Below are 16,748 nucleotides of genomic sequence, written 5' to 3' on the forward strand. Positions count from 1 at the left end.
TATGGATAAGCGTAGGTTTGGAGTCACGCGTTCGCGACCGACGCATTCTTAAGCAATGAAACCCCGTGATTCATAGTGGTTGCCGCGTTGGCGGCGGTCTGCGGCTTCGCTGAGCCATTAACAACGGCCCAGCCGGCACAGATGCCGCTCGCCTATATCCGGCACAGGAAAGATAAGAAGAGACAGGGTGTGGGCCCACGCACGGTGTCGGGTTGGCAGCGCGCGCATCACTGGTCGGCTGAAACGCTCGGCGGCAGGCTGCCAGTCGAACGGCTGCTCGAAGACGCGATCCAGTACGCGAAGCGCGGCATGCCGTGATGCAGCTTCATGGGCTCGCTCGCGGTTGGATCAGTATTGGTGCGACACCCGCCGCACCGCCGCGTCGTTTGCGGCCACCACCAGGCGGCTAATCCCATTTCGCGGCAGGGAATGACTGAACGCTATCTCGCCCAGCACTCTGTGGAGCGCTGGGCTCAAACGTCATCGTTCGTATTGCGTGCGATAGCACGCCACGTCAGAAGCGATGGATCATGGCGACGCGATAGACCATCTGGTTCTGGCTGCTAGACATGCCGGCCGCGGCAGGGATGTGAGCAAAGTCGAAGTCAGTGCCCGTGTGCGCGCTGACGACGTGTTGGTAGGCACCTTGTGCATAGACCGACGTGCTCTTGCTCAGATCGTAGTCAAGCGTGAGACCCAATTGATGCCACTTGGGAGTAAAGGAACCGCTGGTGGAGTGAAGGTGCGCGACCGTAAACGTGTAAGCCGCTCCAAGCCACAGGTCCGGTCGGAAGAAGTACTGCTCGTTTGCTTCGAAGTTGTCGAATTTCCAGGAATTCCATGTCCCGCCGGAGGGCCCGCTGTTGGACGTGAAATACAAGTTGTAAGTCGGGTCGTACACGTCGACGTGCGAATAGGCGAGTCCGGCCAGCGAATGCGCAAAGCGGTAAGTCGCGGCCACGCCGATGTCCTGCTGCGATGAGGCGGCAAACAGCGTGTCGCCGGAAACGGCGCCGCTGGCGTTTGCACCGGGGTTGTCGAGCTTGAGATAGGAAGCCGCCGCCGTTAAGCCACCGTTCTGGTAGTTCAACGTCGCGCCCCAGGTGCGGTTATTCGCGAACCCGCCCGCCTGGTTGCTAAAACCGTACATCGCTTCGCCAGTCAGGCCGCGGTATGTCGGGCTCACATACTTGACAACGTTGTTGACGCGGAAATCCCAGTCCGCGTTGTCGTTGTCGAACGGATGCGCGTTCACATCGCCAGCATAATTTCCGGCCGCAGTAAGGCCGCCGAAGCCAAGCTCGTCGACGCTCGTATCGTACTGACGGCCGAACGTGACGGTCCCGTACTGATCGGACGACAACCCTACGTACGCCTGACGGCCGAACAGACGCCCGCCCTGGCCTGCCTGTCCACTGTTTGTATCGAAGCCGCTTTCCAGCTTGAATATCGTTTTCAGACCGCCACCGAGATCTTCCTCGCCTCGCAAGCCCCAGCGGCTCCCGTACGTGTCACCGCTTTTCATTTGATACGTGGCGTGTCCGTTTGCGTTGCTCGTGAAGTTGAGGCCCTCATCGAGAAGCCCATAGAGCGTCACGCTCGATTGTGCGTGCGCGACGCCGGTGACCAGCGTCAAGGAGGCGAAAGCTGCCCACGTCAAGTTCGTCTTTTTCATTTTGACTCGCTATTTAAGGATTGTCCGCATGATGTTGCCAGGAGCCGCAGACGATCGACTCGAGACTGCCTACGCAATTTCGGTCGCTCGACTCGAAAGGCGAAGCAAGTCTAGGCAGCGAGAATTGCCACCGTTCACAAGGAAATGAAATCGAGCATTCAGGAAAGTTGAACAAAGCGCGTGAGTCGTTCTCGGCGTGGAAAGTGCCGGCAGACAGACGGGTTGAGGGGGCGCAAGCCGTTGTATTTGGCTACCCCCCGCTTGACTTACTTTTTTTAGCGTTGGTGTCGGCGCGAAGCAAAACTAAAAAAGACTTCATCAACGTGGAGCGGGGACTTTAGGGGAAGCGAGCAATGATGCATCCATCGTTCAACCATGGACATTGCGTCATGAATCAGCTTCAGGCTATGCGCGTCTTCACCCGTGTGGTCGGCCTCGGCAGTTTCAATCTGGCGGCCAAGCAGCTTGGCGTGTCAGCGGCATCGGTCACGCGCAGCATTGGCTTGCTGGAAGCTCATCTGCACACACGCTTGATCAACCGGACGACGCGCACGCTGTCGCTAACGGAGGCAGGTCGCGATTATCTCGAAGGCTGTCGCGTGATTATCGAGCAGTTGGACGAAATGGAAACGTCCCTCGTACAGTCGACCCGGGAGTTGCGCGGAGCGCTTCGGATTGCAAGCGTGGCAACCTTCGCTGACGCCGGACTCGTACGCCTGGTTGCCGCCTATCGCGAGTTGCATCCCGGCGTGTCTTTCGAGGTAACGACTTTCGATGTCCATATCGACATGGTCGAAGGTGGCTTCGACGTCTGCTTCTCGGACGATCCTGGGCTATTCAGCTCAGCGCTCGTTTGCCGGCCACTTCTGCGTATCCCACAGGTTGTCGTCGCATCGCCTCGGTACCTGTCCAGGCACGCCACGCCAATTGCCCCCGCGGATCTGACCCGACACACGTTGCTGTACCGGTCGGGAAGTGGGGCTCGCTGCTGGGAGTTCGTGGATCGTGGCCAGGTTTCACGCGTCACCGCATCTGCCGGGATTGCGTCGTCCAGCTATGCGATGCTGAAGTCCGCATGCACGCACCACCTGGGAATCGCTTTGTTACCCCGTTCGATCGTTGAACCGGAATTGCAACGCGGCGCGTTGGTCGAGCTATTCGAACAGTTCAATGTCGGCAGCGGCGCGAGAAATCTTTGCGCGTTGTATTCGTCGCCGGGGTTGTTGTCTAGGAGGGTGCGAAGCTTCGTAGACTTCGCGGTGGACCACTACCGCGCAATGGATCGCACGTCATCGCTCAAGGCGGTCGCTTGACCTTCAAGCCACCGTCTTTCAATGAGGCCTTGCGGCAAGCTCCGCACTGCATGTGAGAGCTGCGCGTCCAGCCGCCTGGGTGAAAGTTATCTAACTCCAAAGCCCGCAGCGGGCAGCAATGCGCACAAGCGTCCCCGATCTCTGCGGTGCTGCGTCGAGCTTTCGTCCGTATGAGTCTCGCTAACTAAAAGTTCCTTAATGTTCGAGGTAGAACACTGTTAGCGCCCTACGTCGAAAATCCCCATATAAACATGCGTGCCATGCATCAGGCGCATACCGATGCCTGCGCGCGATGACCATGCGCTTTCCTGAATGGAGCTGTTCCAATGTTGAAACTGGTCAGGCTGGCGTTGACGCGGCCCTATACGTTCGTCGTGCTCGCGATGCTCATTCTAATTCTGGGCCCTTTATCGGCATTGCGCACACCGACGGACATTTTCCCCGACATACGCATTCCGGTGATTAGCGTCGTATGGAGCTATACGGGACTTCAGCCTGACGACATGGCGGGTCGAATCGTTACTTACTACGAGCGCACGCTCGGTACGACAGTGAACGATGTTGCGCATATTGAATCGCAGTCGTTCACGGGCTACGGCATCGTCAAGATATTTTTCCAGCCAACGGTCGACATCCGGACCGCGACGGCCCAGGTCACATCGATCTCGCAGACCGTGCTCAAGCAGATGCCGCCCGGCACGACTCCGCCGCAGATTCTCAACTACAACGCATCGACTGTTCCGGTATTGCAGTTAGCGTTGACAAGCGACACACTCGACGAGCAGCAACTCGCCGACTACGCAACAAACGCGATTCGCCCGCAATTGCTGAGTGTGCCGGGCGTCGCGATTCCGACGCCATACGGCGGAAAGACGCGCGAGGTGCAGATTGACCTCGATCCCAAAGCGTTGCAGGCGAGAAAGCTGTCGGCAGAAGACGTCGCCGCGGCGCTTGCCCGGCAAAACCAGATCATTCCTGTCGGCACGCAAAAGGTTGGTGCATTCCAGTACAACGTCAAGCTGAACAATAGTCCGGTGGACCTCGAGGAGTTGAATGCGCTGCCCGTGAAAGTAGACGGTGACGCGACAATCTACATTCGCGATGTTGCGCATGTACGCGACGGATATCCGCCGCAAACCAATATTGTCCGCGTTGACGGCCGCCGCGCGGTGCTGATGAGTATCCTGAAGAACGGGTCCGCTTCGACACTCGACATCATTTCTGGCGTCAAGGCGAAACTGCCGCTCGTCGAAGCTTCGCTTCCCCCGCAATTGAAGCTGGTCACGATGGGCGACCAGTCAAAGTTCGTCAAGGGTGCCGTGAGCGGCGTGGTGCGTGAAGGCGTCATTGCCGCGGCCCTCACGTCCGCCATGATCCTGCTCTTCCTCGGCAGTTGGCGCTCGACGCTTATCATCGCGGCGTCGATTCCGCTAGCCTTGCTTGCGGCAGTGGCGGCGCTTTCCGCGATGGGCGAGACGCTGAACGTGATGACGCTAGGCGGGCTCGCGCTGGCAGTAGGAATACTTGTCGACGACGCCACGGTCACCATTGAGAACATCAATTGGCACCTGGAACAGGGGAAAGATGTGCAGCGGGCGATCATGGACGGCGCGCAGCAGATCGTCACGCCAGCACTGGTTTCATTGCTGTGCATCTGCATCGTGTTCGTTCCGATGCTGTTGCTCGACGGCATTGCGCGGTTCCTTTTCGTGCCGATGGCGGAAGCCGTGATGTTTGCGATGATCGCTTCGTTCATTCTGTCGCGTACGTTTGTGCCGATGATGGCACAGTACCTCCTCGCCCCTCATGCGTCGGGCGGGCATTCAAGCGGTGAACTCGCGGCGACAATCGAATCTCACGGCAGCATGTCCACAAGTCCAACGTCGCGCAATCCGTTTGTACGTTTCCAGCGCGGCTTCGAGCAATGCTTTGTGCGCGTGCGAAACGTTTACCGCGTGCTTCTCGGCCTTGTGCTGACGCACCCGAAGCGCTTTGTGGTCGGCGTACTGGCCGTCGTATGCGTGTCTTTCCTGCTTTCACCGTGGCTCGGACGGAACTTCTTTCCCGACATCGACGCGGGCGAGATCGCCTTGCATGTGCGCGCGCCGGTTGGGACACGCATCGAAAATACGGCAAGTATTTTCGATCACGTTGAAAACACCATTCGCCAGGTTATTCCGCCGGGTCAACTCGGCAGCGTGGTGGACAATATTGGCCTGCCGGTCAGCGGTATCAACCTGACATACAACAACAGCGGCACCATCGGCTCACAGGATGGCGACATCATGATCGCGCTGCGTGAGAATCATGAGCCGACGGCGGGATATGTGAAAAGGCTACGCGAAGTGCTGCCCGCAGCGTTTCCAGGTACGACCTTCTCTTTCCTGCCGGCGGACATCGTTAGCCAGATTCTGAATTTCGGCGCACCGGCACCGATCGATCTGCAAGTCGCCGGGCCGGACCAGGCCGGGAATCATCGATACGCGAACGAACTGTTGCGACGTGTGCGGATGATCTCCGGTATTGCCGATAGCCGTATCCAGCAGGCGGTCACTTATCCGCAGCTCACCATCGCGGTGAATCGCTCTCACGCGGGACGACTGGGCATTAGCGAGGAGGATGTGACGAACTCCGTCGTAGCAACGCTCGCCGGTACGAGCCAGGTGGCGCCCACGTACTGGCTCAATCCAACGAACGGGGTTTCATACCCGATCGTCGCGCAAACCCCCGAATACTGGATGGCATCGCTGTCCAGTCTCGAGAATCTCCCAGTAACAGACGCCAGTGGCCGCTCGCAATTGCTCGGCGGTGTCGCGAGCATCGCGCGCGGCGTCGGCAGCGCGGTGGTATCGCATTACAACATCGAGCCGCTGTTTGATATTTACGCCACTCCGCAGGGTCGCGATCTCGGTGCGGTCGCGAGCGACATCGACGGCATCGTGCGTGCCACAGCGAAAGATGTGCCCAAGGGCTCAACGGTCACGCTGCGTGGTCAGGTACAGACTATGAATAGCGCATTTACCGGGCTGTTACTCGGCCTCGTCGGTGCAATCGCGCTCATCTATCTGCTCATCGTCGTCAACTTCCATTCGTGGGGCGACGCCTTTGTGATCGTCTCGGCGTTGCCTGCGGCGCTGGCTGGCATCGTGTGGATGCTGTTTGCGACGCACACGCCGCTGTCGGTGCCTGCTCTCACTGGCGCCATCCTCTGCATGGGTGTGGCAACCGCGAACAGCGTGCTGGTCGTCAGCTTCGCACGCGAACGGCTCGCGGTGACTCACGACGCATTGCGAGCGGCCTTCGAAGCGGGCTTCTCGCGGTTTCGCCCTGTGTTGATGACGGCACTCTCGATGATCATCGGCATGGCTCCGATGGCGCTGGGTCTCGGCGACGGCGGTGAGCAGAACGCACCGCTCGGGCGAGCCGTTATTGGTGGCCTGATCTGCGCAACCTGTGCCACCTTGCTGTTCGTTCCTGTCGTTTTCAGTCTGGTGCACCGGCGCGACGCCGCCCCACCCGACGCTGGGCCGAGCGAACCACAACGCGAGTCATACGACCATTCATCTTCCGAACCTGGAGTCATCCATGTCAACTGACATCGACATCGCAGCGCCGCGGCGGCTGCGGTCTCTCAAACTCGCAGGAGTTGTCGCTCTGCTGGCTGCCGCAGCGGTTGCAGCGACCGGCATCGCAACGCGCGTCCATGCAAAGGAGCAGATGGCCAAATGGTCGGCCGCGCAGGCGATTCCAACGGTCGTCGCCAACCCGCCGTTGCATGACAGTTCCGCGCAGGTGCTAGTCTTACCGGGCCAATTGTCGGCCTATGTGAAGGCACCGATCTATGCGCGCGTGTCGGGTTATCTGCATGCGTGGTATGCAGACATTGGCGCTCACGTGAAGGCCGGGCAGTTGCTGGGCGAAATCGATACGCCCGATCTCGATCAGCAACTCGCTCAGGCACGTGCCGATCTGCGCACCTCACAGGCGAACGAAACGCTCGCGGCATCCACGTCGCGCCGGTGGACCCAGATGCTGCAGCAGGACTCCGTATCGCAGCAGGAGACAGACGAAAAAACGAGTGACCTTGCGGCAAAGCAGGCGATGGTGGCCGCGAACCAGGCGAATGTTGCACGGCTGCAAGCGCTTGAATCGTTCAAACGGATCACCGCGCCTTTCGATGGCGTCGTGACTGCGCGCAAGACCGATGTCGGCGCGTTGATCAGCGCGGGCGGCGGCAACGGACCGGAGTTGTTCACCGTCTCCGACGCACGGCAACTGCGCGTGTATGTCAGCGTGCCACAGAACGAAGCCGCCGTGATCCGGCCCGGACTGGTCGCCAGTCTGACCGTGCCTGAACGCCCCGGCATGCAGTTCTCCGCAAAGCTTGTCGATACGGACGACTCCATCACGCCCTCTTCAGGGACGCTGCTGGTGCAATTGGCAGTCGACAATTCCAGCGGCGTGCTGATTCCAGGCGAATACACGGAAGTTCATTTTGAACTGCCCACGGACAAGCATGCGATGACCATTCCTGCTAGCGCGCTGATGTTCCGGGAAAGCGGTTTGCAAGTGGCGGTGGTCGGTCCGGGCAATCACGCAATGCTGAAGCGGGTGAGCGTCGCGACCGACCTGGGTACCAAGATTGTGATTGCATCGGGTTTGACTGCCACCGACCGGGTGATCGACAACCCGCCTGATTCGCTGGCAAACGGCGATTCAGTGCGACTGGCTTCGACATCCGCGACGACCGCGCTCACACAGCATAACGAAGCGGAGCGCAGTCATGGTTAGGCGCCGCGTATGCGCGGTTCTGATTGCCGCAGCGCTCGTGAGCGGGTGTTCGTTCGCGCCGCCGTATCAGGTACCGCCGTCGGCCATGCCGAGCGCGTTCAAGGAGGCCCGCGGTTGGCAACTCGCGCAGCCTGCCGACCGTATGCCGCGCGGTGAGTGGTGGACTGTGTATCGCGATCCTGTCCTCGATGAACTGGAAAGCAAGGTGGCCAGCGCTAACCCCGACCTGGCTGCGGCGATTGCTCGGCATGACCAGGCGCAAGCGTATCTGGACCAGGCTCGCGCTGGCCTCTTTCCCACCATCGGCGCTTATGCGCAGGTCTCGCGCTCGCGTCAGTCCGACAACCGGCCATTGAGGGGAGCTACTCAACCAGCGCTCTACAATTCGGCGACTGTCGATGTCGGCCTGAACTACGACCTCGATCTATGGGGAAAGGTGCGCAATGAGGTTGCCGCGGGCAAGGCGGCCGAGCAGGCGAGCCAGTACGACATCGAGTCATTGCGATTGAGTTTGCAGGAAAAGCTTGCTGAGGCGTATTTCCATCTGCGTGGTCTCGATCAACAGCAGGAATTGCTGGCGGATACCGTTCGCACATATGAGCATGCATTGCAGTTGACTGAAAGCCGGCACGGTGGAGGTATCGCATCCGATCTCGATGTGTCTCGTGCTCAAACCCAACTTGAATCGGCAAGGGCGTCAGTTGAAGATGTGTCGGCACGAAGGGCCTTGTACGAGCATGCGATCGCGACTATTGCGGGAGAAGCGGCTTCAAAATTCTCTCTAGCGCCCGCCGTCGCCCCGACGTATTTGCCGTCGATCCCAGTTGGAGTGCCTCTCGCGCTGCTGCAACGTCGGCCCGATATCGCGGCTGCCGAGCGCCACGTCGCCCAGGCGAACGCGCAGATTGGCGTCGCCAAAGCAGCTTTTTTCCCGGATGTGTCGTTAGGTCTTGACGGCGGTTATCAAAGCACAACTTTATCCCCGTGGCTGGCAGCGCCTAACGAGATGTGGTCGATCGGTCCGAGCCTGCTGGTGACCTTGTTCGACGGCGGCCGGCGAGCGGCCGTCACGCGGCAGGCGCAGGCAAAGCTGGCAGAAAATGGTGAAAAGTATAAGGCGACGGTGCTGCTGGCGGTACAGCAGGTGGAAGATCAGCTTTCGCAGTTGCATTACCTGGGCAACGAGTCCGCGAAAGAAGGACGCGCGCTTTCGGCTGCGCAGCGTACGCTCGAGTTGTCGATGTCGCGGTATCGCGATGGCGTCGTGAGTTATCTGGATGTCGTCACTGCGCAGGCAATGGAACTCGAAACGCAAACCTCGGTGCTGGATTTGCAAACTCGCGAGTTGATCGCCTCCGCTGCACTGATAGACGCGTTAGGAGGTGGATGGGCCAACGAACCCGCCGACACGCCCACGTCCACAACGACGAAGTGAACAGTCACGTTTCGCAGAACAGGATGCCTCGCAGCGGTTTGCTGCGATTCGCGGCGATGCGTCCTGCTCGTCATGCACAACGCGAGTTAAAGACAGATGTCTAGAAGCGGTGGCGCAAGCCCATTGCGACCACGGTCTGCTGATTGCCTGCCGACGGTGCCAGCGTGAAGATAGAAGCGTTGCCGAGCGCCGGTATGCCGCTGGCGTCGGACACATGCTGATAGACCCCTTCAAGATAGACGTCTGTACCGTGCGACAGCGCGTAGTCGGCTTGCAGCATCACCTGATTCCATTTGGGCGATGCGACGCCGCTCGCGCTGCTGAAATGCCCATCGGTGAAGGTATAAGAGCCGCCGAGGCTCAGGGCCGGCGTAAGCGCATATCGCGCGTTCAGTTCGTAGTTGGTGAACGTCAAGAGGTCCCCCTCGAGAGCGACGTACGTACCGCCTTGCGCGACTTGAGCTGGGTCGTCCATGATTGTGCGCGTAACTACCAGGCCGACGGTGGCGGGCCCGAATGCGTAACGGCCCGCTGCGCCGAGGATGCGTTGACGCGCGCCCGTCAGCATCGCGTCGCCGTCACTGCTGCTGATCGCACCACCCGTGTTGGTGGGCGCGTCGACGCCGCCTGGATGATTACCCTGAAAATATCCGACTGCCAGGTCGACCGGCCCGCGCGACCATGCGGCGCCGGCGCTGAATGCGTTATTGTTGCTGAAGCCGCCAGCCGCATTGCTGAATGCGTAAGCCCAGCCGAATTTGAAACCGTGATAATCCGGGCTGCGGTACTTGACCGCATTGTTCATGCGGAAGTCGTTAGCCAGGTTGTCGTTATCGAATGGGTGATCGGCGATATTTCCGCCGAAGCCGGAGCCGGTTGCCGACAAGGGCGCGACAAAGTCGACGAGGAAGTCGTATTGACGCCCCATGGTCACTGTGCCCCACGTGTTGCTCGACAATCCCACCCACGCCTGCCGCCCGAAGACGTCTCCGCCATTAGCCAGTTTGCCGTTGGTAATGTTGAATCCGTTCTCCACATCGAACACCGTGTGCAAGCCGCCGCCCAGGTCTTCGGTGCCACGCAGCCCCCAGCGGTCACCGTTGAGATTGCCGCTCACCATCATCCAGTTGCTATGTCCCTGACCGTTGGCTGTCTTCTGGTTACTGACATAGTCGATACCCGTGTCAAGCGTGCCGTAGAGAGTGACATTGCTCTGAGCGTGCGCGGCTGTCGCGAAAGCCGCCGCTAGCGCCGCGCAGGCTGTTGTCAATGCTTTATTCATGTGGTTTTTCCTAGGGATAGATACGGTCTGCCGCGCTTTCGGGCGCGAGTTCGCGCGTCGATGCGAGCGACTGGCGGCAATGTATTCGGACACGATTGGCTGCGGATGATAAAAAGCGATCGGTTAAATGAAATTCCTTTAATTTTTCGATCCGCACGGGTTCAGCGATTCGTGATCGCACGCTATGTCTTCGATAAACTAATTTTCACCGTTCAGCTAGTCATCCGATAAAGGTGGCTGGTTATGCTGATCCTCAACCGGTTCTCGCGAGGCATAACGCGCAGCGACCGGCTAATTAACCTAAATTTTGAGGATGAGAAAATGAAACGGATCACATTGGCGATCGTTCTCGCTGGAACACTGTCGGCCGCAACGGCCTTTGCACAGTCGGCTCCGGCCGGTTCCACGGGTAGCACGCAGATGAGCAGTCAGGCGGCTCAGGTCGCGTCAAATGTCACATCGGCGGGCGCGGCCAGTGGCCAATGGGTGCCGCCATATGGTCAACCGGAGGCGCCCGAAGACCCGCGCTCAGGTCTACCAGGAACTGGTGCACGCCGAGCAGGATGGGCAACTTGCTTACCTGAACTCGACGATCTATGCGCACCCGTAACGTAGCAAAGCGCTTGGCCAACGGCGGCGCGATGACGTCGTTGGCTGAGATTCATGCCCCTACAAACGCTTGTAATCTGGAGCCGAGATGAACCGAAGCCGATCCACGAAATTCCGCGTGGCCTTGATTCTGGCGACCGTTGCTAGCGCTCTCCTGTCCGGCTGCGCGTTGGATGCAACCAAGACCGCCGATCAATGTGTCGGTCCACCAAGCTATTGCAACGTCTACTTTGGTGGATCATAGGGAGTGCGCTTCCCTTGCTCGGGAAGCGTACAGTCAGCGGCATGCGAAGAGGGATAGAAGCGGGAAAGAAGCTGGAAAGAAGCGGGAAAGCCACTATGTGTCAGATCGACCGGGAACTCTCGTCAACGTGAGCTGGTAGCCGTAGCGTTTTAACGTATCGATGTGTACATCGGGATGATGCGGCGCGAGCTTGCGACGCAGACGCGATATGACAAGATTGACGCTCGAAGCAGCGACGTCATCGTGATCGGGCCACGCATAGCGGATCAGATCGGATCGTGACACAGGCAGATTCGGCTGGCGCAGCAGGCATTCAAGCAGCATGGATTCGCGGCGTGTTAAATAGAGCCGCTGTACCCCCAGCACCAGCTCCCGCGTGGCAGTATCGAATGTGGGACACACGGGGACCTGTCCCTCGCGTTGGACCGCATCAGAGCTAACGCGCCGCAATGCATGCATGCGCTCGTGCAATTCAATGAAAGACAGCGGATGGCAGAAGCAGGCGTCGCCACCGGCTCGCAGTACCTGCGTCCTTTCCTTTGCGTGAGCCGCACCGAGCGCCACGATAATCGGTGCACCGCGGCTTTCGCTCGCGAGTTTTGGTAGGGCGGCTAGCAGGCAGGCATACGGCGGAACGTCTGTCGACATGACAATCACTGCGTCAAAGAGCTCTTGCCCTGCCAGGAAGATCGCATCGTTCAAACAGTCGACGAGCTCAAGGCTGTGCGCGCTCTCGATCAGGGCTTTCTGAAGCCAGGCGGCCTCGGGTTGTGTACCGGTAACTAGTAGGACACGCATGAACTGTTGAGTGCCAGGGGCTGATTGAGAAAATCGGTCATGTCAATGTTTTGGTCCAGCACTGAATCGTCACGCGCGTGCCCGGGTTCGCATCGCTGATGCGCATGGAGTAGTCATGCACGTTCACGACTGCCGAGACGATGCTCAGCCCGAGGCCGGAACCCGGCAGATGTCGCGTCCGGTCGCTGCGATAAAAGCGCTGCAGGACCGCGTTGCGTTCATCCGCCGGAATGCCCGGACCACTGTCGATGACATCGATCTGCGGGCCACGCGAGGTCCGAATGAGTTCGAGCCTAACGGTGCCTCCATCCGGCGTGAACTTGATCGCGTTGTCAAGCAGATTGCTGAGAGCTTCAAAAATCAACGCGCGGTCCGCATGCGTCGTACCGACGCTCGCAATTTGTGTGACGACGCCGATTGACCGGCTCTCGGCCAGCGGTTCAAAGAGTTCGCCGACTTCCGTCATAAGCGAGGCCAGTTGCATTTCCTCGAAACCGCCGCGACGTTGCAAGCTTCCGATTTCGGAGATACGCAGCATCGCACGGAAGCGCTCCAGCAGCGCATCAGTGTCGCGCCGTGCGTCATTTACTAGCTTGTTCAGCTCGGCGTCCGGTAGTCCGGCTATTCGCTCGTCAATGTGCATCAACGACGTGCGTATATGGCTAAGAGGCGTTCTGAGATCGTGAGCGATTCCGTCGCAGGTTCCTTTCACCTCGTTCATCAGCCTTTCGACTTCGGCGAGCATGTGATTGACCAACTGAGCAAGCATATCGATTTCATCGCGTCCCCCGGTCGGCAGACGTTGTCCGAGGTCGCCGCGCTGCGCAATACGTTGGGTCACGCGGCGGATTGCTTTCAGGCGTCGAGCCTGTCTGACGCTCAGTGCTAGTCCGGCAACGACGCCCGCGCTGAGACAGAAAAGGCCACCGCCGATCAGCGCAATGATCATGGTCTGCCGTATGCGCAAGACATGGGTAAGATCTCTCGCGATCACCAGCGTGTCGCCGTTCGCGCGCTGGGCGGCCATGACGCGAACCATTGGGGCCGTTTCGTTGCCTCCGAGTACGAGTTTGTCTCCGAGCGTCATACCCACGCGATTTACGGGGACACCAGGCGGGCGCACAAGTATATCGCCAGCCAGATGCCGTCCGTCGGAAGCAAACAGACCGTAAAAGTTGGGGTGCATGCGCTCGTGTTCAGAACGCTGACGAACGGCGTCGGCGAGACTGTCGACGGGAGTGGTATCGAAATAGATCAATTGCCAGTGGAGGACTGCATCGGTTTCGCGGTCCATTACGAACGTGACCGAACGTTCCACCAGCACTAACAGCAGCATGACGGAGACAGAGAAGATCGCCGCGTAGACCGTCACAATGCGCAAGGTCGTTGAATGCCAGCGGCCGCCCAGCACCGGCTGCGAGGAGAATGCCTGGTCGCTCAAGATGCCTCTAGCCAAGTAAATATCCTGAACCGCGTACGGTCTGGATCAATGGTTGCACGCCAGGCGGATCGATTTTCTTGCGCAGACGGCCCATATGGACATCGATCAGATTGGTGCCCGGGTCGAAGTGATAGCCCCATACTGCTTCGAACAACATCGTGCGGGTGATTGTCTGACCTGCATGGCGCATCATGTATTGGAGTACACGATATTCGGTGGGGAGCAGCGCGATCTCTTGGTCGTCGCGTGTAACCGTGCGTGCGACCAGATCGAGTTTGAGAGGACCGACTTGCAAGGTCGCGTCGGATTGTGCCGGTTGCACTTGCTGGCGGCGTAGCAGCACTTCTATGCGTGCTGCCATCTCGTCGGCGTCGAAGGGTTTGGTGAGATAGTCGTCGCCGCCGGCGCGCAAGCCGCGAATGCGTTCGTCGACGTCGCCCAGCGCGCTCAGCATGAGCACAGGCGTCTGAATGCCGATGCCGCGCATCGTCCTAAGTATCGTCAAGCCGTCGGCGCCCGGTAGCATGCGGTCGAGGGTGATGACGTCGTACTCATCGCTGAACGCGCGCGCCATTCCCTCGCGGCCGTCTGCAACCCAATCGACGGTGAAGCCACGATCATTTAGCTCTCGCACGATTTCGCGCGCAGTCATCTCGTCATCTTCTATGGTCAACACTTTTGACATCGTCTTTCCTCGGTTCGCGTCCAACAGAGCAGCGCGAGATGCGCTAATTCGGCATGCAATGCTCCTGGTCGAGGGCCGCCAGATGCTGGGTTATCGCTTCGCGCAGTTGTGCGAGGCTGTGCGTCGGTAATGCGAACCCGGTCCATCCCAGCCCGCTATGCCGAAGGATCAGTACCGCGCCGTCATACAGCGGGGGCTTTTCGGTATGCCAGCATGGGTCCATCTCGATTACAAACTGCTGCTGTGGGGACGGCTGCAGGGGAATGTCGGGGCGCATTCCCGCACGCAGGTAGCTCAGACGGTGAATCACTCCGTCGATGTCTTCTGCGTCTAGAAGCACCGCTGCGTTTTCAATACCCATGCGTACCGCGGGTTTTCCGTGTTCGTTGACGACTTCCAGGCTCATAGCTTGCGGCATTGCGTGCTCCCAGGATAGATTGTCCTCGCCCATTATGGCGCGCGGAAAACCGCGGCTGTCTGAAAGAGCGCAATGCTTCGATGAAACTTTCTTTAAGCACGAGACTATCCTAAGAATTCCCGCGTGGAAGAGGCATCTCGCAGATTAGTCCTGGTCGCATTTCAGGGCTTTCGCCCGCACATTAAAAAATTTTAATGTGGCGTCGGCTAAAGCCGGCGGCTCGACATACCGGTATCTCAACATGTAGGCGGCGCTGACAACGGCATGGACAAGTGCCACCGCAAAGCCTTTACCGACCTTATTCAGTACACGATCGACAGGCATATCGACGTCGTTCGCGCGGGTTCGAAATCGTATGCCCATGCTGCATCGGGCAACCTACTGCGCGAAGTTGAGCGCTGTACCCGATCACCGACGTGCGGCCCACGGCAGCTTCGACGTGCAAAGAGATTAACTAATCTTCATCGTTTGGGTAGCAAGCCGATACCGGCAGCAGACTACGCTGGTTAGCAGCCTGTTTACACGTTTAGTACCCAAGCGGTCGGCTATCCGGCTTGCCCGGCAAATCAGTACGAGCGTCGTGATACGCATTCGCGCCTATTCACTACGTCTTTGGTCGTGCCCAAACGACGATAGCCAACACCTGCAAAACGCCAACAAAACGGGAGATCGCAATTCCTTGGAGACAATCCATGCAGTCCAGCTCAACTGACTCCCACCGCCGACAGTCGCCGATTATCGCCATCTTTCGCGTGACAGCCGGTAATTTTCTTGAGCAGTTCGATTTTTTTCTCTTCGGCTTTTACGCCACGCAGATCGCCGCTGCCTTCTTTCCTCTGCATAGCGAGTTTGCTTCGTTAATCTCCACCTTTGCCGTATTCGGTGCCGGGTTTCTGATGCGCCCGCTTGGCGCGGTATTTCTCGGCGCCTACATTGACGACGTCGGTCGGCGCAAGGGCCTTATCATGACGCTTGGCCTCATGGCCAGCGGTACCGTGCTGATAACGTTCGTGCCTCGGTACTCGACAATCGGGCTCCTGGCGCCGGCTCTCGTGCTGATTGGCCGCTTGCTCCAAGGCTTTGCGGCGGGCGCCGAGCTCGGCGGGGTTTCTGTTTATCTTGCGGAATTGGCGTCGCCAGGAAAGAAAGGTTTCTACACCAGTTGGCAGTCAGCCAGTCAGCAATTGTCGATCGTCGTCGCCGCGAGTCTCGGGTTCGCGCTGAACCGACTGATGGATCCGGCGGCTGTCGCGGCATGGGGATGGCGTATCCCATTCTTCATCGGTTGCCTGGTTGTGCCGTTCGTGTTCATGCTCCGATACAAGCTCGAGGAAACAGAGGCATTCAAGAGGCGCGAGACTCGACCCGCGATGCGCGAGGTGATCCGCACCTTGGCCGCTAACTGGAAGGTCGTGGTAGCTGGAGCGATGCAGGTAGCGATGACCACCACCAGCTTCTACCTCATTACCGTCTATGCACCGACATTCGGCAAGACGGCCTTGCGCTTGGGTACGGCGGACAGCCTGCTCGTGACCGTCTACGTCGGCCTGTCGAACTTTATCTGGTTGCCGGTTAGCGGTGCCTTGTCGGACCGGGTAGGGCGCCGGCCGCTGCTGCTGTCGACAACGGTGCTTGCGCTCGCCACCGCGTACCCCGCACTTTCGTTTCTGGCCGACGCGCCGACATTCGGCAAAATGCTAGCAGTGCTGCTTTGGCTTTCGTTCCTCTATAGTATGTACAACGGTGCAATGGTCGCGTCCCTTGAGGAAGTGATGCCGCCGGAGGTGCGCGTTGCGGGGTTTTCGCTTGCTTATAGTGCTGCGACAGCGCTATTCGGCGGCTTCACGCCGGCAATCTCCACCGCATTGATTCACGCAACGCACGACAATGCGGCACCTGCCTGGTGGTTGAGCTTTGCTGCGACATGCGCATTCTTCGGTACCTTGGCTTTGTGTCGGCATAAGCCGGCGTCTGTGAGTCCGTCTTCAGCAGCCGAATCTCGGTCTGTTCCGCGACCTTAGTCGGCACGGCCGCTTATCCCTTCTGACCGCCAATCC

14 protein-coding genes are annotated in these 16,748 nt (G+C 59.1%); 7 read left to right on the plus strand and 7 right to left on the minus strand.

The annotated features are described in order from the left end of the window. The first annotated feature begins 189 nt into the window (after positions 1 to 189). Positions 190 to 318: a hypothetical protein gene (locus OKW44_RS16250; RefSeq protein ID WP_018423329.1), complete on the plus strand. Its 129-nt coding sequence runs from the start codon at positions 190 to 192 to the stop codon at positions 316 to 318. Positions 319 to 514: 196 nt separating this feature from the next. Here OKW44_RS16250 and OKW44_RS16255 read toward each other — a convergent pair whose 3' ends face one another. Beyond that, a complete protein-coding gene (locus OKW44_RS16255) occupies positions 515 to 1,675 on the minus strand; it encodes a porin (protein ID WP_018423328.1) in 1,161 nt (386 codons plus the stop codon). Positions 1,676 to 2,064: 389 nt separating this feature from the next. Between OKW44_RS16255 and OKW44_RS16260 the strand changes: the two genes are divergently transcribed. The 4 genes from OKW44_RS16260 to OKW44_RS16275 all read left to right on the plus strand — a co-directional run bounded on the left by OKW44_RS16260 (position 2,065) and on the right by OKW44_RS16275 (position 9,214). Continuing rightward, entirely contained in the window at positions 2,065 to 2,988 is a 924-nt protein-coding gene (locus OKW44_RS16260) for a LysR family transcriptional regulator (protein ID WP_018423327.1), read from the plus strand. A 326-nt stretch (positions 2,989 to 3,314) separates the two neighbouring features. Next, positions 3,315 to 6,584 carry an efflux RND transporter permease subunit gene (locus tag OKW44_RS16265; RefSeq protein ID WP_018423326.1) on the plus strand — a complete coding sequence of 1,090 codons (3,270 nt, stop codon included), beginning with the start codon at positions 3,315 to 3,317 and terminating at the stop codon, positions 6,582 to 6,584. After that, entirely contained in the window at positions 6,574 to 7,779 is a 1,206-nt protein-coding gene (locus tag OKW44_RS16270; RefSeq protein WP_018423325.1) for an efflux RND transporter periplasmic adaptor subunit, read from the plus strand. The genes OKW44_RS16265 and OKW44_RS16270 overlap by 11 nt, the downstream gene beginning before the upstream one ends. Then, positions 7,772 to 9,214, plus strand: coding sequence for an efflux transporter outer membrane subunit (locus OKW44_RS16275; RefSeq protein ID WP_018423324.1), 1,443 nt, complete (start codon positions 7,772 to 7,774; stop codon positions 9,212 to 9,214). The genes OKW44_RS16270 and OKW44_RS16275 overlap by 8 nt, the downstream gene beginning before the upstream one ends. Positions 9,215 to 9,314: 100 nt before the next feature. Here the strand turns inward: OKW44_RS16275 and OKW44_RS16280 are convergent, their stop codons facing one another. Beyond that, on the minus strand, positions 9,315 to 10,496 hold the full coding sequence (locus OKW44_RS16280) for a porin (RefSeq protein WP_018423323.1): 1,182 nt from the start codon (positions 10,494 to 10,496) through the stop codon (positions 9,315 to 9,317). 496 nt (positions 10,497 to 10,992) lie between these two features. Between OKW44_RS16280 and OKW44_RS16285 the strand changes: the two genes are divergently transcribed. Continuing rightward, positions 10,993 to 11,106, plus strand: coding sequence for a DUF4148 domain-containing protein (locus OKW44_RS16285; protein ID WP_429410615.1), 114 nt, complete (start codon positions 10,993 to 10,995; stop codon positions 11,104 to 11,106). Positions 11,107 to 11,442: 336 nt separating this feature from the next. Here OKW44_RS16285 and OKW44_RS16290 read toward each other — a convergent pair whose 3' ends face one another. From OKW44_RS16290 to OKW44_RS16310, 5 genes are all read right to left on the minus strand, one after another. Beyond that, positions 11,443 to 12,147 (minus strand): response regulator transcription factor, encoded by a 705-nt coding sequence (locus OKW44_RS16290; protein WP_018423321.1) that lies wholly within the window; start codon positions 12,145 to 12,147, stop codon positions 11,443 to 11,445. Positions 12,148 to 12,184: 37 nt separating this feature from the next. Next, a complete protein-coding gene (locus OKW44_RS16295) occupies positions 12,185 to 13,588 on the minus strand; it encodes a sensor histidine kinase (RefSeq protein WP_018423320.1) in 1,404 nt (467 codons plus the stop codon). Between the two features lie 7 nt (positions 13,589 to 13,595). Beyond that, on the minus strand, positions 13,596 to 14,273 hold the full coding sequence (locus OKW44_RS16300) for a response regulator transcription factor (protein WP_018423319.1): 678 nt from the start codon (positions 14,271 to 14,273) through the stop codon (positions 13,596 to 13,598). 43 nt (positions 14,274 to 14,316) lie between these two features. Beyond that, positions 14,317 to 14,691 carry a hypothetical protein gene (locus OKW44_RS16305; RefSeq protein ID WP_026226317.1) on the minus strand — a complete coding sequence of 125 codons (375 nt, stop codon included), beginning with the start codon at positions 14,689 to 14,691 and terminating at the stop codon, positions 14,317 to 14,319. A gap of 144 nt (positions 14,692 to 14,835) precedes the next feature. Then, positions 14,836 to 15,015, minus strand: a complete 180-nt coding sequence (locus OKW44_RS16310) for a hypothetical protein (RefSeq protein ID WP_018423317.1) — start codon at positions 15,013 to 15,015, stop codon at positions 14,836 to 14,838. 368 nt (positions 15,016 to 15,383) lie between these two features. Between OKW44_RS16310 and OKW44_RS16315 the strand changes: the two genes are divergently transcribed. After that, positions 15,384 to 16,712, plus strand: coding sequence for an MFS transporter (locus OKW44_RS16315; RefSeq protein ID WP_018423316.1), 1,329 nt, complete (start codon positions 15,384 to 15,386; stop codon positions 16,710 to 16,712). Positions 16,713 to 16,748: the final 36 nt, after the last annotated feature.

The organism is Paraburkholderia lebeckiae, assembly GCF_050436325.1.
GTDB lineage: Bacteria > Pseudomonadota > Gammaproteobacteria > Burkholderiales > Burkholderiaceae > Paraburkholderia > Paraburkholderia tuberum.